23 protein-coding genes are annotated in these 18,896 nt (G+C 67.6%); 11 read left to right on the top strand and 12 right to left on the bottom strand.

The genetic code is table 11. From position 1 onward, the window contains the following. Window positions 1-18: 18 nt before the first annotated feature. Genes ACYVLV_RS10355 through ACYVLV_RS10345 form a run of 3 tightly spaced genes read left to right on the top strand, consistent with a single transcriptional unit; the run spans window position 19 to window position 2,645 of the window. Window positions 19-825 carry a septum formation family protein gene (locus ACYVLV_RS10355; RefSeq protein WP_460809707.1) on the top strand — a complete coding sequence of 269 codons (807 nt, stop codon included), beginning with the start codon at window positions 19-21 and terminating at the stop codon, window positions 823-825. A 6-nt stretch (window positions 826-831) separates the two neighbouring features. Then, entirely contained in the window at window positions 832-1,692 is an 861-nt protein-coding gene (locus ACYVLV_RS10350; protein ID WP_460809706.1) for a septum formation family protein, read from the top strand. Window positions 1,693-1,748: 56 nt separating this feature from the next. Beyond that, window positions 1,749-2,645, top strand: coding sequence for an oxidoreductase (locus ACYVLV_RS10345; protein WP_460809704.1), 897 nt, complete (start codon window positions 1,749-1,751; stop codon window positions 2,643-2,645). A gap of 37 nt (window positions 2,646-2,682) precedes the next feature. On the opposite strand, the gene era is transcribed toward ACYVLV_RS10345, so the two are convergent. The 6 genes from era to ACYVLV_RS10315 form a co-directional block, all read right to left on the bottom strand. Beyond that, window positions 2,683-3,621, bottom strand: coding sequence for a GTPase Era (gene era, locus ACYVLV_RS10340; protein WP_460809702.1), 939 nt, complete (start codon window positions 3,619-3,621; stop codon window positions 2,683-2,685). Beyond that, on the bottom strand, window positions 3,618-4,385 hold the full coding sequence (locus ACYVLV_RS10335; protein WP_460809701.1) for a siderophore-interacting protein: 768 nt from the start codon (window positions 4,383-4,385) through the stop codon (window positions 3,618-3,620). The genes era and ACYVLV_RS10335 overlap by 4 nt, the downstream gene beginning before the upstream one ends. Before the next feature lie 20 nt (window positions 4,386-4,405). Next, window positions 4,406-5,674: a class I SAM-dependent methyltransferase gene (locus tag ACYVLV_RS10330; RefSeq protein WP_460809700.1), complete on the bottom strand. Its 1,269-nt coding sequence runs from the start codon at window positions 5,672-5,674 to the stop codon at window positions 4,406-4,408. Continuing rightward, window positions 5,671-7,050 (bottom strand): FAD-binding oxidoreductase, encoded by a 1,380-nt coding sequence (locus tag ACYVLV_RS10325; protein WP_460809698.1) that lies wholly within the window; start codon window positions 7,048-7,050, stop codon window positions 5,671-5,673. The genes ACYVLV_RS10330 and ACYVLV_RS10325 overlap by 4 nt, the downstream gene beginning before the upstream one ends. 81 nt (window positions 7,051-7,131) lie before the next feature. Beyond that, on the bottom strand, window positions 7,132-7,431 hold the full coding sequence (locus ACYVLV_RS10320; RefSeq protein ID WP_460809697.1) for an STAS domain-containing protein: 300 nt from the start codon (window positions 7,429-7,431) through the stop codon (window positions 7,132-7,134). Between the two features lie 58 nt (window positions 7,432-7,489). Continuing rightward, window positions 7,490-7,963 (bottom strand): hypothetical protein, encoded by a 474-nt coding sequence (locus ACYVLV_RS10315; protein WP_460809696.1) that lies wholly within the window; start codon window positions 7,961-7,963, stop codon window positions 7,490-7,492. A 61-nt stretch (window positions 7,964-8,024) separates the two neighbouring features. Here ACYVLV_RS10315 and ACYVLV_RS10310 point away from each other — a divergent pair, with 61 nt between their 5' ends. Next, window positions 8,025-8,951, top strand: coding sequence for a helix-turn-helix domain-containing protein (locus ACYVLV_RS10310; RefSeq protein WP_460809693.1), 927 nt, complete (start codon window positions 8,025-8,027; stop codon window positions 8,949-8,951). Between the two features lie 20 nt (window positions 8,952-8,971). Here ACYVLV_RS10310 and ACYVLV_RS10305 read toward each other — a convergent pair whose 3' ends face one another. The 4 genes from ACYVLV_RS10305 to ACYVLV_RS10290 are packed head-to-tail and all read right to left on the bottom strand — an operon-like array spanning window position 8,972 to window position 12,113. After that, entirely contained in the window at window positions 8,972-9,331 is a 360-nt protein-coding gene (locus ACYVLV_RS10305; RefSeq protein ID WP_460809692.1) for a cytidine deaminase, read from the bottom strand. Beyond that, complete coding sequence (locus ACYVLV_RS10300) at window positions 9,324-10,655, bottom strand: hemolysin family protein (RefSeq protein ID WP_460809690.1); 1,332 nt, start codon at window positions 10,653-10,655, stop codon at window positions 9,324-9,326. The genes ACYVLV_RS10305 and ACYVLV_RS10300 overlap by 8 nt, the downstream gene beginning before the upstream one ends. Beyond that, window positions 10,648-11,139 carry an rRNA maturation RNase YbeY gene (ybeY, locus tag ACYVLV_RS10295; protein WP_460809688.1) on the bottom strand — a complete coding sequence of 164 codons (492 nt, stop codon included), beginning with the start codon at window positions 11,137-11,139 and terminating at the stop codon, window positions 10,648-10,650. Before ybeY ends, ACYVLV_RS10300 begins: the two co-directional genes overlap by 8 nt. Next, a complete protein-coding gene (locus tag ACYVLV_RS10290; protein ID WP_460809795.1) occupies window positions 11,136-12,113 on the bottom strand; it encodes a PhoH family protein in 978 nt (325 codons plus the stop codon). Before ACYVLV_RS10290 ends, ybeY begins: the two co-directional genes overlap by 4 nt. 206 nt (window positions 12,114-12,319) lie before the next feature. Here ACYVLV_RS10290 and ACYVLV_RS10285 point away from each other — a divergent pair, with 206 nt between their 5' ends. After that, window positions 12,320-12,616: a hypothetical protein gene (locus ACYVLV_RS10285; protein WP_460809687.1), complete on the top strand. Its 297-nt coding sequence runs from the start codon at window positions 12,320-12,322 to the stop codon at window positions 12,614-12,616. An 80-nt stretch (window positions 12,617-12,696) separates the two neighbouring features. Here ACYVLV_RS10285 and ACYVLV_RS10280 read toward each other — a convergent pair whose 3' ends face one another. Together ACYVLV_RS10280 and ACYVLV_RS10275 are read right to left on the bottom strand one after the other, a co-directional pair. Then, window positions 12,697-13,944 (bottom strand): hypothetical protein, encoded by a 1,248-nt coding sequence (locus ACYVLV_RS10280; RefSeq protein ID WP_460809686.1) that lies wholly within the window; start codon window positions 13,942-13,944, stop codon window positions 12,697-12,699. After that, window positions 13,941-14,285 carry a histidine triad nucleotide-binding protein gene (locus tag ACYVLV_RS10275; RefSeq protein WP_460809685.1) on the bottom strand — a complete coding sequence of 115 codons (345 nt, stop codon included), beginning with the start codon at window positions 14,283-14,285 and terminating at the stop codon, window positions 13,941-13,943. The genes ACYVLV_RS10280 and ACYVLV_RS10275 overlap by 4 nt, the downstream gene beginning before the upstream one ends. 81 nt (window positions 14,286-14,366) lie before the next feature. On the opposite strand from ACYVLV_RS10275, the gene ACYVLV_RS10270 reads away from it, so the two are divergent. From ACYVLV_RS10270 to ACYVLV_RS10245, 6 genes are all read left to right on the top strand, one after another. Then, a complete protein-coding gene (locus tag ACYVLV_RS10270; protein WP_460809684.1) occupies window positions 14,367-14,957 on the top strand; it encodes a SigE family RNA polymerase sigma factor in 591 nt (196 codons plus the stop codon). Further along, window positions 14,954-16,006, top strand: coding sequence for a Gmad2 immunoglobulin-like domain-containing protein (locus tag ACYVLV_RS10265; protein WP_460809683.1), 1,053 nt, complete (start codon window positions 14,954-14,956; stop codon window positions 16,004-16,006). Before ACYVLV_RS10270 ends, ACYVLV_RS10265 begins: the two co-directional genes overlap by 4 nt. Window positions 16,007-16,045: 39 nt before the next feature. Next, a complete protein-coding gene (locus ACYVLV_RS10260) occupies window positions 16,046-16,978 on the top strand; it encodes a Gmad2 immunoglobulin-like domain-containing protein (protein ID WP_460809681.1) in 933 nt (310 codons plus the stop codon). Window positions 16,979-16,987: 9 nt separating this feature from the next. Next, the gene (locus tag ACYVLV_RS10255) at window positions 16,988-17,647 is read left to right on the top strand and encodes a hypothetical protein (protein ID WP_460809680.1); all 660 of its coding nucleotides are present in this window, start codon (window positions 16,988-16,990) and stop codon (window positions 17,645-17,647) included. A 68-nt stretch (window positions 17,648-17,715) separates the two neighbouring features. Beyond that, window positions 17,716-18,183 carry a hypothetical protein gene (locus ACYVLV_RS10250; protein WP_460809678.1) on the top strand — a complete coding sequence of 156 codons (468 nt, stop codon included), beginning with the start codon at window positions 17,716-17,718 and terminating at the stop codon, window positions 18,181-18,183. Between the two features lie 64 nt (window positions 18,184-18,247). Beyond that, the gene (locus ACYVLV_RS10245) at window positions 18,248-18,784 is read left to right on the top strand and encodes a gamma carbonic anhydrase family protein (RefSeq protein ID WP_460809677.1); all 537 of its coding nucleotides are present in this window, start codon (window positions 18,248-18,250) and stop codon (window positions 18,782-18,784) included. The last annotated feature ends 112 nt before the right edge of the window (window positions 18,785-18,896 follow it).

Here is an 18,896-nt window from a genome sequence, read left to right as displayed (position 1 = left end):
ACGACGTACGATCTGCGAATGTCCTCGACCTGGGTGCTGCGCGGTGTTCTGTTCGCCGCCCTGAGCCTCGGCTTGAGTGCGTGCGGAGGATCCGGCACCGCCTCCGGTCCCGACCCGGACGTGGTCGCGGCCAAGGAGTTGCCGGCTTTGGGTGCCTGTCGTTCGTTGACCCCGAACGACGTCGCGCTGGCGAGTAACGCCTCGCCGATCCTCGACTGCGCCAAGCCCCACACCGCGCAGACCTACGCCGTGGGGGAGGTTCCCGATCGGCTGCGCACGGCGGACTACGACGCCGACGAACTCAGTGTGTTCGCCTACGAAACCTGCAGCAAGAAGTTTGCAGCCTTCCTGGGTGCAGATGAGTCGCTGGTGATGCGCACCGTCGTGAGTTGGGCGTGGTTCCGCCCCACGCCGGAGGACTGGGAGAAGGGCGCCCGCTGGTACCGCTGCGATGTCGTCGGCGGCGGCGAGCAGAGCGCGACCTACGTCGACCTGCCCCGCGACGCCCAGGGCCTGCTCCAGGGTCGTCCCGGCGACGCCTGGTTGGTGTGCGCGGCAGGCGAGACCGTGGCGGACTCCCCCAAGGTGCCCTGCTCCGAAGCACACGACTGGCGCGCCGTCACCACCATCAAGGTGGGCAATGAGTCCGACCCCTACCCGGGTGACAGATTGGTCGAGGTCACGACCCGCGACTTCTGCTCGGACTCGGTCGGGGCGTGGCTGAACTATCCGGTCGACTTCGACTTCGGCTACACCTGGTTCCACGAGGCCGAGTGGGAGGCCGGCAACCGCCGCTCCGTGTGCTGGGCCAAGACCAGCGAGTAGCAGATGATGAATTCACGTCGATCCCTTCGGCTCTGCGCCGGTGTCCTGTTCGCGCTGCTGAGCCTGGGCGCCTGCACGGGCGGCAGCGATCCGTCTCCGACCACGTCGCAGTCCCCCGCAGCCGTCGAGCCGAGTGCCACCCCCGAACCAGCGGCCCCGCCACGGGCCACCGCAGCGCCCGCCCCGGAGAACAAGGTCTGCTACCGACTCAGCTTCGGCGACGCGCTCTCGCCGACCAACGCCGACAAAGCGGCCACGTGCAACGGCAAGCACACCGCCATGACCTTCCATGTGGGTCGCATCGACAACGTCGTGGGCGGCCATCTGCTGGCCGTCGACTCCAAGCGGGTCCAGGCCGAGGTGGCCCAGCGCTGCCCCGAGCGTTTCTCCGACTTCGTCGGCGGATCGGAGCGGGACCTGCGCCTGAGCATGCTGCGCACCGTGTGGTTCACCCCCGGGGTGCCGGAGTCTGACCAGGGCGAGGACTGGGTGCGCTGCGACGCGATCGCCATCGCTGGCTCGGACCGGCTCGCCCCGCTCGGGAAGGGCCGCCTGTCCGGCGTACTGGGCACCGAGGCCGGGCGCGAACGCTACGCGATGTGTGGCACCGCCGCCCCCGACGCCAAGGACTTCGAACGCGTGCTGTGCAGCGAACCTCACCGCTGGCGCGCCGTCGAGGTCGTGGGTTTCGACCCCGGCGCCTACCCCGGTGCCGACACCGTCCGGCAACGCGGCCAGGGCCCCTGCGAGGACGCCGGCCGCTCTGTGGCCGCCGATGCACTCGACTTCGAGTGGGGTTATGAGTTCCCCACGCGTGAGCAGTGGCAGGCCGGTCAGACCTTCGGCCGTTGCTGGGCCCCCGACTGACACACTTCGTGAGGAATGTTCGATACCTCGACCGCTGAGAGACAAGTGAAACCCTGATGAGTTGGAAACCGTCCGATCTGCCCGACCTGAGTGGTACGACGGCGGTGGTCACGGGTGCGAACTCCGGCATCGGCCTGATCACCGCGAAGGAACTGGCCGCCAAGGGTGCCCACGTGGTCCTGGCCGTGCGCAACGTCGAGTCCGGACAGCAGGCCGCTGCGAAGATGTCCGGTCAGACCCGGGTGGAGAAGCTCGACCTGTCCGCCCAGGCGTCCGTCCAGGCGTTCGTGGAGCGCTGGGACGGTCCGCTCGACCTGCTGATCAACAACGCAGGGGTCATGCGCCCGCCGAGCCACCGCACCACCGAGGACGGCTTCGAGCTCCAGTTCGGCACCAACCACCTCGGCCACCACACCCTGACCGCGGGTCTGCTCCCCCACCTGCTCGAGGCCCCTGCCCCGCGCGTGGTGACCGTCGCGTCGATCGCCCACCACGGGGGAAACGCCTCGGTCGTGGAGGGCAACCCCGCCGAAGGCTACGAACCGGCGAAGTCCTACTCCCAGAGCAAGCTGGCCAACGTCTTGTTCGCCAAGGAACTGCAGCGCCGCGCGACCGCGGCGAAGTCCAAGCTGGTCTCGACCGCCGCGCACCCCGGGGTGTCATCGACGGGGTTGATCACCAGCCCCGATGGGATGGGTGGGAACGCGATCGTGCGCCGGGTCGCGCCGCTCGTCATGCCCCTCATCCTGCAGTCGGCCGCAGCGGGAGCGAACCCGACGCTGTACGCCGCCACGGAGGGCAAGCCGGGCTCCTACACCGGGCCCCAGCGGATGGGTGAGAGCCGCGGGCCGATCGGTGAGGCGAAACTGTCGAAGTACGCCCGCGACGAGCAGTTGGCCGCCGACCTGTGGGACGCCACCGTGCGGATGACCGGGGTGGATCTCACCTTCTAGGTCGACCACGGTTCAACGAGGTCGACCGCGATCCGCGTCAGAATCCAAGCTTGCGGAGCTGACGCGGGTCGCGCTGCCATTCCTTGGCCACCTTGACCCGCAGGTCGAGATACACCGGTGTGCCGAGGATGGCCTCGATCTGCTTGCGCGCCGCCGCGCCCACGTCGCGCAACCGGGTGCCCTTGTGCCCGATCACGATGCCCTTCTGGGAGTCGCGCTCGACGTAGAGGAAAGCGTGGATGTCGAGCAACGGAGCGCCTTCGGGCCGGTCCTCGCGCAGGCCCATCTCCTCGACGACCACGGCGATGGAGTGCGGCAACTCGTCCCGGACCCCTTCGAGCGCGGCCTCGCGGATCAGCTCGGCGACGATCGCCTCTTCGGGGGCGTCGCTCAACTCACCGTCAGGGTAGAGCTGCGGACCCTCCGGCAGGAGCCCGACCAGCAGGTCGGCCAGTAGACCCACCTGGGACCCGGACTTCGCGGAGACGGGCACGATCTCGGCCCAGTCGGTGTCGGTCTCGCGTCCCAGCGCGGCGATGTCCATCAGATGCGAGGCGAGTTGGTCGGGGGTGGCCAGGTCGGTCTTGGTGGCGATCGCGACCTTGATGGTGCGCTTCACCTTCCCCATCTCCCGGACGATGAAGCGGTCGCCGGGCCCGATCTTCTCGTTCGCCGGGAAGCAGACCGCGACCACGTCGACCTCGGACAGGGTCGTCTTGACCAGGTCGTTGAGCCGCTCGCCGAGCAGGGTCCGCGGTCGGTGGAGTCCGGGGGTGTCGACCAGGATGAGTTGGGCGTCCGACCGGTGCACGATCCCGCGTACGACGGTCCGTGTGGTCTGCGGTTTCGAGGAGGTGATCACCACCTTGCTGCCGACCAGTGCGTTGGTCAGCGTCGACTTTCCCGCATTGGGGCGCCCCACGAAGGAGGCGAAACCGCTGCGGTGTTGGGGTGGTCGAGTTTCATCATGTGTCATTCGCGCGCCTCGTCGTAGTCGGCCCAGATCTGCTCGTCGGTCTTGCCCGCCGCCTTGCCTGCGGCCCAGATGGGTCCAGGATCCACGGCTCGCGGTTGTCGTGCCGTCACACCGCGCCAATAACCCATCACGTCGTACGACGCACTCGGCAGTTGCTTGACCCGCATCAGGTGTTTGCGGATCGCCCGCATCTGCGCGGACTCTCCCGCCATCCAGAAGTAACCCGGCCCCTCGGGCCAGTTGAACGACTCGACGACGTCGGCCAGGCGGCTCTGTCCGTCGCCGGGTTGCTCGAGCCAGGTGACCGGGCTCGTGCCGGGAAGGTAGTCCGACAGGTCGTCGGGGACCTCGGCCCACACGGTGGCCGGCAGCGCGGTGGTCTCGAGAATCCGCGCCATGGCGGGCATCGCGGTGAGATCACCGACCAGCATCAGCCACGTCGCGTCCGGGGGTGGGGCGTAGGACCCCTTGGCCTCCAACACCGTGACGGTGTCACCGACACAGTCCCCCGCGGCCCACGCCGTCACCAGCCCGACGTCGTGCACCACGACGTCGAGGGTCAGCTCACCGTCGGCCCAGGATCGGACCGTGTAGTAGCGACTCTGGAACTGTCCGGGAACCACGAGACCGATCCACTCGTCCGGGATCTGCGTGGAGCGGAACGCAGCCAGGCCGGGACCACCGAGCACCAGTCGGACGAGATGGTCCGAGACGCGCTCGCGTCGCAGCACCTCGGCGCTGAACTGCTGGGCACGGGTACTCACCTCAGCAGGCTAACGAGTCTTCACCACGACGGACGCAGCGGGAACCCGTCAGCCCCGTCGACTCCGGGTCGCTGGGCGAGGACCTGGTGCAACTGGATCTCGTTGCGCTCGAAGGCGATCCGCGATCCTGCCATGTAGAGGCCCCAGACCCGCGCCGTTCCGACCCCCACCTCCTGGACGCAGGCATCCCAGTTCTCGGTCAGGTTGTCGCACCAGGCGGCCAGCGTCTTGGCGTAGTGCATCCGCAGGTTCTCCGAGTGAACCACCTCGAGCCCGGCGTCCTGAGCGTTGGTGATGATCGTGCCCGACCCGGTCAGTTCCCCGTCCGGGAAGACGTAGCGGTCGATGAACGCACCGATGTCGGTGGGCGTGTTGTCGTGCCGGGTGATGCAGTGGTTCAGCAGGCGACCCTCGGGACGCAGGTGGTCGAAGTGGAACGAGAAGTACGCCGGGTAGTTGCGTTTGCCGATGTGTTCGGTCAGGCCGATGGAACTGATCGCGTCGAAGCCGGTCTCCAACACGTCGCGGTAGTCGGAGTGGCGGATCTCGACCAGGTCGCTCAGTCCGTCCTCGTCGACGGCCCGCTTTCCCCAGTCGGCCTGCTCCTGCGAGAGGGTCACGCCGAGCACCGAGACGCCGTACTCCTTCGCCGCGTGCCGCGCCATGCCGCCCCAGCCGCAACCGACGTCGAGCAAGCGCTGCCCGGGCCTCAGGTCGAGCTTGCGGGCCACGAGGTCGAACTTCTCGGTCTGCGCCTCCTCCAGGGTCGCCTGCTCGGTGGGGTAGACCGCGCAGGTGTAGGCCATCGAGGGCCCCAGCACGTGCCGGTAGAAGGTGTTCGACACGTCGTAGTGGTGGTGGATGACCTCGGCGTCACGGGTCATCGAGTGCCGCAGACCCTCCACGAGGCGCCGCCAACGCGGCAGGTGCTCCTGCGGGGGCGGCGGCGGTGGCTTGAGGTTGCTCAACCCGAGTCCACGCAGCAGCGTCACCAACTCGCCAGCGCCGGGGGTGCGGAAGTTGAGCTTGCTCTGCAGCAGCAACATCGTCTCGTAGGGATTGCCCTCCGGCACCCCGTGCAAGATCAGGTCGCCGGAGACGTAGGCCCGGGCCATGCCCAGGTCGCCCGGGGCGGTCAGCAGGTAGGCCAGTCCCCGCTGGTTGGCCAACTCCAGGGTGATCTCCGAGTCCTCGGGTCCCGCGCTGCTGCCGTCGTAGGCCACGAACCGCACGGGCATGCCCTGGCGCAGCAGGCTGGCCACGGCCTCACCGATCTTGATCTTGGTCATCGGTTCCTCACTGCCTTGTCGTACAGAGTGCTGAGTCGGTCGTCCGGGTCGTGCTGCTTCTTCACCCGCGTCAGGTTGGCGCCGTCGTAGAGCTGGTCGAACGTGTCGCGGTCGTAGTAGGCCTCGGAGTAGAGCGATTTGTGGCCGCCGAGCTCGTGGACCTTCGTTTCGATCGCACGGTTGCGGGGGCCCTGGGGCGCCTCCGGCCCGACGTGGACGGTTCCCCAGAAGCCGACGTTGACGTAGACCGCCCCCGGTTCGAGGGGGTACGTCGACCAGCGCGCACCCGAGGCCGTGCCGTGGGAGACCAGGGGGCACACCCACACCGGTCGCATCCCGATCTCGGCGTCGAACCAGTCCAGAAACTCCCCGAGGGTTTCGACCGGCACCTCGACGTCCTGGATCACCCGTTCCCGCAGTGCTCGCCCCGCTCGACGGTCCAAACGCGCGGCGATCCCGAATCGTTGATCGAGTCCGAGCAGCCGCATGTAGGTGTCGGACCGACGCCAGCGTCGGGGCCACACCCGGCGCAACAACGGGTGCTGAGCCCCGAACGCACCCGAACACCAGAACCAGTCGGTGTCCCAGCGCCACAGGTAGTCATACATCGTGAGCAGGTCGGTCTCCCGCTCCTGAACGGACCGGTAGAAGATCTGCTGACCGGTGTAGTCCGAGGTCGGTCCGGCGCCCTCGGCGTCGGTCGTGGAGACCCACCGGGCCAGGGTCAGGTAGTACTCCCCCGGCTGGAAGGCGACACCGTCGAGGCCGTCGACCCGGGTGCCGTCGTACTCCCCGGTGCGGGTGATCTCGCTGATGGCCGCGCTCAGCGCGTCGGTGCCGTGGAACCGGAGGTGCCGGAGCAGGACCCGGTCCGGGACCGACTCCAACCTGATCCGCAGGCGGGTGGCGTAGCCCAAGGAGCCGTAGGAGTTCGGGAAGGTGTCGAAGAGTTCCTCGCCGGGTCGGGTCGTGACGACCTGTCCGTCACCGGTGAAGACGTCCATCTCCACCACCGACTCGTGGGGTAGTCCGTTGCGGAAGCTGGTCGCCTCGATGCCCAGACCGGTGACGGCTCCGCCCAGAGTGATGGTGCGCAGCTGCGGCACCACCAGGGGGATCAATCCGTGGGGCAGCGTCGCATCCACCAGGTCCTCATAGGTGCACATCCCCTGGACGTCGGCGGTCCGGGACGCCGCATCGATCGAGATCACGCCGTCCAGCCCGGTGACGTCCAGGCCCGGGGTGGTGACCTCGGCCCGGTTGCGGAAGAGATTGGTCGTGGACTTGGCCAATCGGACCGGTGAACCGTCCGGAAAGGCGTCGTACGACGCGCGCAGGCGAGCGATCGCCGCGGCGTGCTGACCGGGTGCTTTCATCGGTAAGACCCTATCCCTGAGTTCAGGGATAGGGCCAGGACGCCCCCCGCCCACCAAATACATCCGGCCGGCGGCGCTTCGTCAGGTGCGGCTACGGGTGTAGGGGTGTGTTTGCAGGGCGAGAAGCAGTGGCCGGCTGCAGCGCGACCACGTCAGGATATGACGGCGGGAATTGGCGAGTTCGGAGCACCCAGCGAGAGCGGCTACGCCGTCGACATCGGCCTCGGTGATCTGGCTGAGGTCGAGGTGAACATGTCGGGAGCCATCGGAGTAGAGGGCTATCACGGTCCGCTGCAGATCGAACCCGTTGACTGCGTCGAGGCGCCCGTCGAGATCGACCACAACGCGCGGGCCGCTCTGGTGCGTCCGAATCTGTCGCATCCATCCTCCTCGGGCGGGGTAGGACTAGCGGCCGGGTCGGTGACGCATCGCCGCCATCCTAATCCTGAACACCACTCACGCCGATGACGCGTGCGACCACGGCCCGTGCCCGGAGCTGAGCGAGCCCCAGACCGAGGACGACGATGCCCGTGACCGCCATGGCTGTGACGCCTGAGATCGACAGCCATCCGAGAGCGAAGGTCGCCAGCGTGGCGGCCACCCAGCCGAGATCGCTGAAAGACACGACCAGACTCGCTGGTCGAAGACGCGAGGTCCGCACCCCCGACACGACGAACACCACACCGGCGAACCCGATGAGGCCCGCACCAAGGGCGCGGACCACCCATACCTGGTCGACCCCGAGCAGTGCCGCGACCGGACCTCCCGCAAGAACGGCCACCAGACCGGTGATGGTCGAGAACACTGCGTTGACCCGCAACAGGTTACGCAGCCGAGTCACCGCACGACGGGCATCGATCTCACTCTGATTCGCCCCGACGAACGAGCGGGCGGTGTTCGTTGACGTACTCATGGCAATGGCCTCCAAGACTGCGGCCTCGATAGGCCGTCTCTGATGACTTTGCGTCAACCAGGTGATCGGAGCAATTACCTGTCACGTCATCGATGACGTGAACTTCGGGGCCTACGCTGGCTCTATCACCTCGGAGAGCACGCTCACCGATGACGACCAGCCGAGCGAGGCACCCATGTCGATCCACACCGATCCACAACTGTTCGCCGGCGAATTGAAGCGATGGCGCCAGCACCGCCGCTACAGCCAACTCCAACTCGCCGTCGAAGCCGAGGTCTCGCAACGTCACCTCAGCTTCCTCGAGACCGGACGATCCAGGCCCAGCCCAGAGATGGTCGAGCACCTCAGCGTCGTCCTGGAGGTGCCGCTCCGCGCCCGAAATGGGCTGCTCAACGCGGCGGGCTTCGCGGGCGCCTACAGCGAAGAGCCCCTGCAAGGAACTGCTCTCGCCCAGATCAGAGGAACCCTCCACACGCTGGTCGAAGCGCACAACCCGTACCCCGCCTACATCGTCGACCGCGCCTGGAACCTTCTCGACGCCAACACCGCCGCGGCCAACCTGACCGCTCTGCTCCTTGGCGACGATGCGGCACCCGAACTCGCCGGCAACGTGCTGCGCCTCTTCCTTCACCCCGACGGCGCGCGGTGTGCGGTCACCAACTGGCCCCAGGCCGCCGCCGTCCTCGTCGAACGCCTCGCCAGCGAGTGCAGCGACCACCCAGCCGACCCCGAGATGCACAACCTGTACGACGAAGTCACCGGGTACCCCGGAGTCCATGCTGCGGCGCGAGGCCGGGGTCACGTCGCCCCAACCAGCGGCCTGCTCACCCCGATCGAGATCGACACCGGAAAGGTCTCGCTGCGGCTTTACACCACCATCTCCACCCTCGCGGCCACCACCGACATCACCCTGGCAGAACTCCGCCTCGAAACGCTCCTGCCCGCCGACACCGAAACCGCCGAAGCCCTGAACCAGTTGGCGACGTGACCCTTCGCCGGGACACCCCGCTAGAGCGTGACGGAGCTGGAGATCGTGCCGCGAGCATCACCCAGATGCACCACGACACCCTGATCCCCTGAGGGGCCGAAGTCGGCCAGCACCGCCGCGTCCGGCGCGGTCAGCTCGGTGGCCTCGCCCAGGATCACGGCGGCCTGCACCCCGGTCGAGCCCGAAGCGAACGCCATGGCCACACACACCTGGGTCGCCGACAGCTCGAGGGACGGCAGCGACACCGTCGCCGCGGCGTACGTCCGGCCGTCGTTGTCGCGTACGGCGGCCCCCTCGGCCGCCCCGACGCGGGCGCGGGTGGCGCGGGCCAGGGTGAGGAGCTTCTGGTCCTCGGCGGTCAGCGCGATCTGATCACTCATGGGCGGATTCCAACTCCTCTGTTTCCTTCTTCGTCGCGACGTCCTGGCTCGGGGCGGGAGCCGCCCTGCGGATCAGAACCGTACCGATCTTGTTGCGTCGCCCCGCGGCGTCCTCGGCCTGGAACCGCAGCCCGTAGGCCTCCACCTGGGACCCGGGGATGGGGACGCGACCCAGGTGCTTGGCCATCAGACCACCCACGGAGTCGACGTCCTCCTCCTCGACGTCGAAGCCGAAGATCTCGTCGAGGTCGTCGATGGGGTAGCGCGAGGAGACCCGTACCGAACCGGAGGCGAGGTGTTCGATCTCGATCTCTTCCTCGTCGAACTCGTCGGTGATCTCCCCCACGATCTCCTCGAGGAGGTCCTCGATGGTGATGATGCCGGCGGTGCCGCCGTACTCATCGACCACCACAGCGATGTGTTGTCGTCGGGCCTGCATCTCCGAGAGCAGGGCATCGACCCGTTTGGACTCCGGCACCCAGACGACCGGGCGCATGACCTCGTCGATGCGTTGGGTGAACTCGACGTCGGGGGCCTCGAAGTCGCGGCGGACGATGTCCTTGAGATAAGCGAACCCGCGGATGTCGTCGAGGTTCTCCCCGATGACCGGGACCCGGGAGTATCCCGAGCGCAGGAACAGCGACATCGCTTGGCGCAGGTTCTTGAAGTGCTCGACGTAGACCACGTCGTTGCGGGGCACCATCACCTCACGCACCGTGGTGTCGCCGAGTTCGAAGACCGAGTGGATCATCTTGCGCTCCCCGGACTCGATGAGCGCGGAGGCCTCGGCGATATCGACCATCTCCCGCAGTTCGGTCTCGCTGGAGAACGGTCCCTCGCGGAAGCCCTTGCCGGGGGTGATGGCGTTGCCGATCACGATCAGGAACCGCGGCAGCGGGCCGAGGACCCGGGTGAAGGCGGTCAACGGACCGGCGGACAGCACCGCCATCGACTCGGAGTGCTGCCGGCCCAGCGTGCGCGGGGCCACGCCGATGAACACGAACGAGACGAGCAACATGGCCGCGATCGTGATGGGGGCGACCACCCGGTTGGAGCCACCGACGTTCTCGGCCACGAACAACGTCACCAGCACGATGGCCGAGATCTCGCACAGGAGCCGGAGCAGCAGGGCGGTGTTGAGGTGGCGCGGTGCGTCGTCGAGCAGGGTCAGTAAGCGCTTAGCCCCGGCCCGGTTCTCGGCCACCAACTCGGTGGCGCGTGCCCGGGAGAAGGCCGAGAGCGCGGCATCGGCAGCGGTGAACAGACCAGCGAGGAGAACCAGGATCGCCGCCGTCAGCAGCAGAAGCAGGTCGCCACTAGTCATCGGTGGCGCTCTCCATCGCCGGTGGGGTGGCGGGAGGGTTCGCGGATCGCCACTCGAGGAGGATCTCGTCCTGGAGGCCGAACATCTCGGCGTGCTCCTCGGGCTCGGCGTGGTCGTAGCCGAGTAGGTGCAGGATCCCGTGCACGGTCAACAGTTCGATCTCGGCCTCGGTCCCGTGGCCGGCGGTTCGCCCTTGGGCCGCGGCGATGGCGGGGCAGAGCACGAGGTCGCCCAGGACCCCCTCCTCGGGCTCCTCGGAAACCAGTCCGGGTCGCAACTCGTCCATCGGGAAGGCCAGCACGTCAGTGGGACCCTCCTTGCCCATCCACTGCTCGTTCAGGGCGGCGATCGTGTCCCGGTCGACGGCCTTGATGCACAACTCGGCCTGCGGGTGCACCCGCATCCGGTCCATCACGAACCGGCTCAGACGGGAAAGCCGTTTGACGTCCAGGTGCTTGCCGGACTCGTTGAGTAGTTCGATCACGTGCTTTCTCCCGTAGCGGCCTGGTGCGAGGGTTTCGCGGATTGTGCGGGTCCGTGGATCCCGCCGCGCGCGTCGAACTCGTCGTACGCCGCCACGATCTTCCCCACCAACCGGTGTCGGACGACGTCCGCGGTGGTCAGCAGGTTGAACGAGATGTCGTCGACGTCGTCGAGGATTCCCTGGATGATCCGCAGTCCCGACTTCTTTCCGCTCGGCAGGTCGGTCTGGGTCACGTCGCCGGTCACGACGATCTTGGAGCCGAAGCCCAGTCGGGTCAGGAACATCTTCATCTGCTCGGGCGTCGTGTTCTGCGCCTCGTCGAGGATGATGAAGGAGTCGTTCAGCGACCGGCCGCGCATGTAGGCCAACGGCGCCACCTCGATGGTGCCCGCGGCGATCAGTTTGGGGATCGACTCGGGGTCGATCATGTCGTGCAGGGCATCGTAGAGCGGGCGCAGGTAGGGGTCGATCTTCTCCGACAGCGTGCCCGGCAGGTAGCCCAGGCTCTCGCCGGCCTCAACCGCCGGACGGGTCAGGATGATCCGGTTGACGTCCTTGCTCTGGAGCGCCTGCACGGCCTTGGCCATGGCGAGGTACGTCTTGCCCGTGCCTGCCGGACCGATGCCGAAGGTGATGGTGTGCTTGTCGATGCTGTCGACGTACTTCTTCTGGTTGAGCGTCTTGGGCCGGATCGACCGACCACGGTTGCTCAGGATGTTCATCGCCAACACATCGGCAGGACGCTCGGTGGTCTCGGCGCGAAGCATGTGCATCACCCGCTCGACGATCTCGGCGCTGACCCCCTGGCCGGTGCGGATGATCGTGACCAGTTCGTCGAGGAGTCGCTCGGCCAACGCCACCTCGCCCGGCTCACCGTGCAGCGTGATCCGGTTGCCGCGCACGTGGATCTCGGCCTTGAAGGACTTCTCGATGAGGCCCAGGTGCTCGTCGTTGGGTCCGAGAAGACTGACCATGTTGATGCTGTTGGGTACCACCACGGTGTGCTTGGTGGTGCGGGTCTCCTCGGGGGAGGAACTACCGGAGGTTCGACCCGGTGCTGTGTCAGTCATAAGCGCTTTCGACGAAGTGAACAGAAGTAGATGGAGATGCCTCCACTTTACGCGGGTTCTGGGCGTCTGGCCCACCGAGTTGGCGCCGGCCGGTCCCGTACCGTGGTCCCATGCAGCCTCGCCAGCCCGACGAGCCCTACGAGCCCGATGAGTTCGATGAGGACCGTGACGGCGACGACGACACCCTGCCGTCGTGGTTCGCCGGGCAGAACCTGCCCCCGGACGCCCGATCGATGGGCCTGACCCATCACGTCCCCGACGGGGCCCTCCTGGACTTCGCCGGCAACCTGGACAGCACCAAACTCAAACACCGGATCACCGCGTGGGTGCTGCTGGTGGTGTTCGGTCTGCCGGTGTTCTTCTACATCCTCCGACTGATCCTGGCCGTCAACAACGGGACCCTCTGACCGCGAGTCGGCGCATCTTGACGCGCAGAAACGGGTGAGTCGGCGCGTCTTGCGTCAATTAGCGCCGACTCGGCGGGGGCTCAGGCGAAGGCGACGGTGAGCATGCCCAAGCACATCTCGTCGGTCGTGCCCTGTCCCCACACGACGTACCGGTCGGGCTGACCCTCGAACTCGGGAAGGTAGTCGCGCAACTCCTGGGAGTGGCGACAGGTGATGGTGACCTCGTCGCCAGCCTCGACGCGGACCGGTTCGATGGCGGTCGCACCCTGGTCGTCGAAGTCCCAGAGCTTCTTCTCGAGCAGCAGTTCTTCCCTCGGGGTGCCGACGTTGGTCTGGATGCTCAGTTGCTTGCCCAGCAGGTGCATGTGCCCCGCCGCGGCGAGGATGGTCATCGGTCGACCGATGGTCCGGGTGCAGGAGGTGACTTCCGAAGCCTCGACCGGTGAGTTGCACAGGAAGTGCAGGGCATCGTTGGTGCCGCCGGGGCCCTCACCGAAGCGGGCCTTGTTGTCGGCGATCGCAGCGGTCCGGTCGCACAGGGGCGAGGCGTCTTTGCCAGGCCGGCACGGCAGTTCGACCGGGCCGGGGGTGAGATAGGTGTGGATGGGCGTCAGATCCGCGGCCTTGTCCATCACCCGGATCTGCGTGGAGCTGCGATCGGGGGCGATCCGTTCAGGATCGAGCAGGTTGTAATGGACCTGCATCACGATGCGCGAGCCCTGCGGGAAGTCGACGCCGAAACCGTTGCGCGTCTTGTTCTCCGTCCCGCCGGGTGCCCAGGCCCCGAGCCAGGGTGCGTCGTCGATGTTGGAGAACTCCCCCGGCACCATGCCGGCGTCTCCGAAGCAGGTGTAGCCGATTCCCGGAGTGCGGGCATCCTCGGCCTCGGCCTCGGCCACACGGTCCGGAGCGATCCGGAACAGGATCACGTGATGGACGATGTCGGTGTTGTCCGGGAGGACGTTGGTGCCCGTGATGAACGCGTCCTGAGCCAGATCGGGGTCGAGGATGAAGCAGCGGTAGTCGTCGGTGCCGCTCCCGTTGGGCGCTTCGGGTGTGTACGCCGCGGGCATCTTCACCGACACCCGCCGCTCGCCCTTGCGGAGGGGAAGCAACTTCGATGGCTCACTGTGGTCGTCAGCATGGTCGGCAGGGTGGTCGGCAGCAGCAGGCTCGGCGGCTGCGTCGACGACGGTGTCCGAGGAGTCCTGGGGTGCCGTCGACTGCGCGCCCTCTTGAGCGGAGTCCGTGGCGGCGCCGCTACACGCGGCGAGGACGAGGACCAGCACGGCCGCGAGGGCGGTCAGGGTCGAGCGACGCCGCCTCACCCCGGTGGCCAGGTGAACGAGCGACCCGCCAAGACGTGCAGATGAGTGTGAAACACGCTCTGGCCTGCCCCGGCGCCGGTGTTGAAGACCAGGCGGTAGTCATCGTGGCCCTCCGCCGTCGCCACCGCCTCGGCGGTACGCAGCAACTCGGCCGAGGCCTCGGGGTCGCCGGCCGCGAGTGCCGCGGCGTTGACGTAGTGGTCCTTCGGGACGACGAGCACGTGAAGCGGTGCCTGCGCGTCGAGGTCGCGGAACGCCACCGTCCGCTCCGTGCTGTGCACGATGTCGGCCGGGATCTCCCCGGCCACGATCTTGCAAAAGATACAGTCCTGCTCGCTCATTGATCCTCCCAGCAGGATCGTGCCACGAACCTGGTCAAACTTGCGCCTGGCCCGGGTAAACCTCACGACATCGTTACGCGTGTGACTAGCGTGATGAGTGTGCAGGAGCGTGAGTCCACCCCGAGATCGGGTGATCCCGATGCCCCGCTCGATGCCGATGCCGGCATCGAGGCGCTGTACGCCGCCCACTGGCGGCCCCTGGTCCGACTCTCGCTCCTTCTCGTGCGCGACCTGGGCACGGCCGAGGAGGTCGTGCAGGACGCCTTCATCGCCGTCCACGGGCGGTGGGGACGGTTGCGGGACCGCGACCAGGCGTTGGCCTACCTGCGCAAGGCCGTGGTCAACCGCTCCCGCTCCGAGCTGCGTCACCGCGCCGTGGTCATCAAGCACGCTCACCGGGAGGCGTTGCCGCCCACCGCACCACCTGCCGACGAATCGGTGATGCGTCGGGACACCCGCGAAGTCGTGCTGGAGGCCCTGCGAGCGCTTCCCACCCGGCAGCGAGAGGTGCTCGCGCTGCGGTACTACCTCGACCTGTCCGAGGCCGACATCGCCGCCACCCTCGGGATCAGCCGAGGGGCCGTGAAGAGCCATGCGTCTCGCGGCGCCGCTGCCCTGCGCGACCTGCTGGACGGCCCCCTCGACGAAGCCACCAACGGAGAGCAATCATGACCAAGCAACCCGAAGACGATCTCCGCCGGCTGCTCCACGAGGCGGTCGACGGCGTGCAGCCTGCTGACCGGATCGCCCAGATCCGCGAACAGACGCAGGTCGTCACCCCCGGACCGTGGCGGCGGCGTACGGCGATCGGGGGCGCGGTGCTCGCGACCGCGGCCGCGGTGTCGGCGATCGCCGTCGTACCGTCCCTGCTCGACGAGGGCTCCCCTGGTCCGGCGGCGAACCCCACCATCGGCCAGGACGTGTCGCCATCGGCGCCGGGCGCGTCTGTGACGGTCGATCCCCCGCTCCCGGAGCCCGGCGACACCCAGAGCGTCCCCGCCTACTTCGTCGGAGAGGGGCCCCGGGGGCCGCGGCTCTACCGCGAGTTCGTGGTGAACGAGGGATCGGAGGCGCGCCTGTTGGCGGCGTTGCGGGCACTGGAGAACTCCCCCGGCGACCCCGACTACCGCAGCCCCTGGCCGCAGGGGGCGATCGTCGGGGCCGACTACAGCCCGGACACACGCTTGATCACCGTCGACCTGGCCGACGTCTCGCTCGCCCAACGGCCCGAGGCATGGGACGCCCGGGAGGCCGAACTGGCCGTACAGCAGGCCGTCTACACCGCGCAGGGAGCGGTCGGCGAGGGGAGGATCCCGATCCGTTTCCGGGTCGACGGGGAGCCCGTGGACAGCCTGTTCGGAGTGCCCACCGACCAGCCGATCACCAATGCGCCGATCTTCGACACGTTGTCGCTGATGAACATCAGCTACCCATTCGAGGGCGCCGCGGTGCAGAACTCTTTCACGGCCACGGGGGTCAACAACAGCTTCGAGTCGACGGTGATCTGGCGCATCGAGGACGGCACGGGCACCGTCGTACTCAATGGGTTCACCACCGCCGAAGGCTGGGCCGATGAACGTCTCTACCCCTGGGAGACGGAGGTCGACGTGTCGGGCCTGCCGCCGGGCGACTACACGTTCGTCGCCGAGAACGACGACCCGACGGGGGGCGCGGAGGGCAACGGCCCCGACTCCGACACGCGCCTGATCGTGATCGAGTAGATGCACCGTTCCCCGACCCCCTCACGTGAGGATGGAGCCATGACTTCCCCCAAACTGCGATTTGCTGCTCTCACCGCCGTGGGAGCGCTCGCTCTGAGTGCCGTGGCCGGCTGCTCGAGTGACCAGCCGACCCGCACCGCCAGCGACACGACCAGCCCTGAGGCCTCGAACTCAGCAACCACGGACCCCACCGACACCGCTACCACCGATGCCCCGACCCCCGACGCGGAGCCGACCGACGGGGGCCTCGAGGTCACCGTGCCGGTGTACTTCGCCGGCGGAACCCCGCAGGGCCTCCGGCTCTACCGCGAGTTCCGCCGCGTCTCGGCCGCGAACCCGCTGGAGGAGTCGGCGGCACTGCTCACCTCGGGTGACGCCCTGGACCCCGACTACCAGGGGCTGTTCCCGGGTGGTTCCTTCACCTCGGTGGAACTCTCCGCCGACTCCATCGTGGTCACCGTCCCCGACGACAGCTGGACCTCGCGCCCTCCCGGGATGAACAAGGCCAAGGCCCGCCTGGCCGCCGCCTCGCTCGTCTACTCGCTGCAGGGGGTGGCCCAGGCCCGCAAGCCGGTCTCGGTGCAGACCACCGACGGAACCGTCGTACCCCTCTTCGGTGTCGAGAGCCCGATCACCGTGCAGAAGGGTCGCGAGCTGACGACTCTGGCCCTGGTCAACATCACCGCCCCCGAGCAGGGCTCCGCGGTTTCGGGCGACACTCTGTCGGCCTCGGGCCGAGCGAACTCGTTCGAGGCGAACGTCCCGTGGCAGATCCTCCGCGGCAGCGACCCGGTCCTCGACGGCTTCGCCACGGCGGAGGGTGCCTACGACAAGCTCTACCCCTGGCAGACCGAGATCGACGTCTCGAGCCTCGAACCGGGCGACTACACCTTCGTCGCCATGACCGATGACCCCTCCGGCGGCGAGGGTGGCGGACCGGTTCGGGACACCAAGGACTTCACGGTCGAGTAGCGGCTCCTCGTGACGCAGGCGAAGCGCAGCCGGTCGGGATCGCCCAAGCCCTCGTGGGCGGCGTACCGCGAGTCGATCGGGGACCGGTCGGGTCTCTTCGCGGCCGTGGCCGAGCAGTGGGCGCCGAACAACGCGTTGTACGTCGGCAGCTATCTGGATCTGTCGCCGTCGACCGCCATCCCGCACGTCACCTACGTGGACACCGACTCCCGGGCGGCCCGGTACTTCGCCGACACCGAACGGGTGGCGGCCGATCTGGACGGCCGAACCCGTCCCGGAGCCGGGGTAGAGGTTGCGTTCATATCGGCGGACTACACCGCCCCCATCGATCTGCCCGATCGCTCCTTCGATCTGCTGATCTCCCTCTACACCGGCCCGTCGTGGGATCAGGTCCAGCGCTATCTGAAGCCCGAAGGCCTGCTTCTCGCCAACACCAGCCACGGTGACGCCAGCCTCGCCGCCCTCGACCCCGGCTGCGAACTGGTCGGTGTCGTGCAGCATCGCGACGCGACCTACCGGATCGTTCGTGAGGATCTCGATGGCTACCTGGTGCCGAAAAAGCCGGCGCTGGCCGAGGCGGACCTGATCAGGGCGGACGGCCGGGGTGTGGCCTACACCCGCCCCGCGTTCGCCTATGTCTTTCGAACCACGAGTTCCTTCGAACCGTGACGCCCCCGTGACGGCTCCCCGCCTACGTTGACGGTGGTCCCCCCCACCGCAATTGAGGGAGCAGAGCGATGCCCAATCACAAGTTCGATTTGTGGACACACGCCGCCGCGGTGATTGTCGAGGACGAGACAAAGCCGGGACTCGTCGTCCTACGGAACGAATGGGGGGCGAAGATCCGTCAGGATCACGTTTCCGAGAACACATTCCACTTCGCCATCCCCACCGGAACGCGCCTGGACAACGAGACGGTCAATCTCCATGAGGGGTGGGTGCTGTTCAACATCAACAATCACGTCGTCGTGACGCGTGTCTCTATGCGACAGGCGACGCAGGGTGGGGCTGATTTGGTGTACGAAAGCGATCCCACCCTGAACCTCAGCGGCATCGAAGGGAACAACTCTCACGCCCGATACACCTGCGTCGTCAACGGCCAGCCGATCATCACGGGTCCGCTGGTGCTCTCTGTGGAGGCCACGTTCCAGAACGAGGGTGGTGAGATCATCTTCCGCGGTGCTGGTGCCCGCCAGATGGAATAGCCGTTCGCTGGTAGCGACGATCTGAGTCCGCGACACCCCGGCGGCAACAGTTAGCGTGGCGCCCGTGAATCTCTTCGAGTTCGAGGGCAAGCGCCCCACCGTTCATCCCGACGCCTTCGTCGCGGCCACCGCCACCCTGATCGGCGACGTGGTGATCGAGAAGGGCGCCAGCGTCTGGTACGGCGCGGTCCTGCGGGCCGACATCTGCCGGATCGTGGTCCGCGAGGGCGCCAACGTTCAGGACAACTCGGTGATTCACGCCGGTCCCGACCGCGAGGTCGAGATCGGTCCTGGAGCCACGGTGGCGCACACCTGCGTCGTCCACGGCGCCGTCTTGGAAGAGAATGCCCTGCTCGGCAACTCCAGCACGATCCTCGACGACGCCCGTCTCGGTGCCGGGTCGATGGTCGCCGCCGGATCCCTGGTCTCGCCGGGCACCCAGATCCCCTCCGGCGTACTCGCCGCAGGCACCCCCGCGCAGGTCAAGAAGCCCATCGAAGGCACCGGCGCCCAGTTCTGGGTCGAGGCCAACCCGCCGTACTACGCCGACCTGGCGCAGCGGCACCTCGCCGGAGTCTCCAGGGTGCACGAGAACGACTGATTCGAGATCGAGTCGATGCTCCTATGACCTGTCAAGCGGCTTGTGGGTGTTGGTGGAGGTTGCGTAGGTCGGTGCGGAGCAGGGTGAAGAGTTCGCGTGCGAGGTAGCGTTT

The organism is Nocardioides salsibiostraticola (genome assembly GCF_054783655.1).
Note: the sequence above shows the minus strand (reverse complement) of the source record. Positions and strands in the feature narration are given on the sequence as shown.

Bases quoted from the DNA above. Each gene is read 5' to 3' on its own strand.
- ACYVLV_RS10300 (WP_460809690.1), bottom strand. From the start codon at position 10,655: ATGACTAGTGGCGACCTGCTTCTGCTGCTGACGGCGGCGATCCTGGTT.
- ACYVLV_RS10250 (WP_460809678.1), top strand. From the start codon at position 17,716: ATGCCCAATCACAAGTTCGATTTGTGGACACACGCCGCCGCGGTGATT.
- ACYVLV_RS10350 (WP_460809706.1), top strand. From the start codon at position 832: ATGAATTCACGTCGATCCCTTCGGCTCTGCGCCGGTGTCCTGTTCGCG.
- ACYVLV_RS10265 (WP_460809683.1), top strand. From the start codon at position 14,954: ATGACCAAGCAACCCGAAGACGATCTCCGCCGGCTGCTCCACGAGGCG.
- ACYVLV_RS10330 (WP_460809700.1), bottom strand. From the start codon at position 5,674: ATGACCAAGATCAAGATCGGTGAGGCCGTGGCCAGCCTGCTGCGCCAG.
- ACYVLV_RS10305 (WP_460809692.1), bottom strand. From the start codon at position 9,331: ATGAGTGATCAGATCGCGCTGACCGCCGAGGACCAGAAGCTCCTCACC.
- ACYVLV_RS10285 (WP_460809687.1), top strand. From the start codon at position 12,320: ATGCAGCCTCGCCAGCCCGACGAGCCCTACGAGCCCGATGAGTTCGAT.
- ACYVLV_RS10325 (WP_460809698.1), bottom strand. From the start codon at position 7,050: ATGAAAGCACCCGGTCAGCACGCCGCGGCGATCGCTCGCCTGCGCGCG.
- ACYVLV_RS10345 (WP_460809704.1), top strand. From the start codon at position 1,749: ATGAGTTGGAAACCGTCCGATCTGCCCGACCTGAGTGGTACGACGGCG.
- era (WP_460809702.1), bottom strand. From the start codon at position 3,621: ATGACACATGATGAAACTCGACCACCCCAACACCGCAGCGGTTTCGCC.
- ACYVLV_RS10260 (WP_460809681.1), top strand. From the start codon at position 16,046: ATGACTTCCCCCAAACTGCGATTTGCTGCTCTCACCGCCGTGGGAGCG.
- ACYVLV_RS10315 (WP_460809696.1), bottom strand. From the start codon at position 7,963: ATGAGTACGTCAACGAACACCGCCCGCTCGTTCGTCGGGGCGAATCAG.
- ACYVLV_RS10355 (WP_460809707.1), top strand. From the start codon at position 19: ATGTCCTCGACCTGGGTGCTGCGCGGTGTTCTGTTCGCCGCCCTGAGC.
- ACYVLV_RS10275 (WP_460809685.1), bottom strand. From the start codon at position 14,285: ATGAGCGAGCAGGACTGTATCTTTTGCAAGATCGTGGCCGGGGAGATC.
- ACYVLV_RS10320 (WP_460809697.1), bottom strand. From the start codon at position 7,431: ATGCGACAGATTCGGACGCACCAGAGCGGCCCGCGCGTTGTGGTCGAT.
- ACYVLV_RS10290 (WP_460809795.1), bottom strand. From the start codon at position 12,113: ATGGTCAGTCTTCTCGGACCCAACGACGAGCACCTGGGCCTCATCGAG.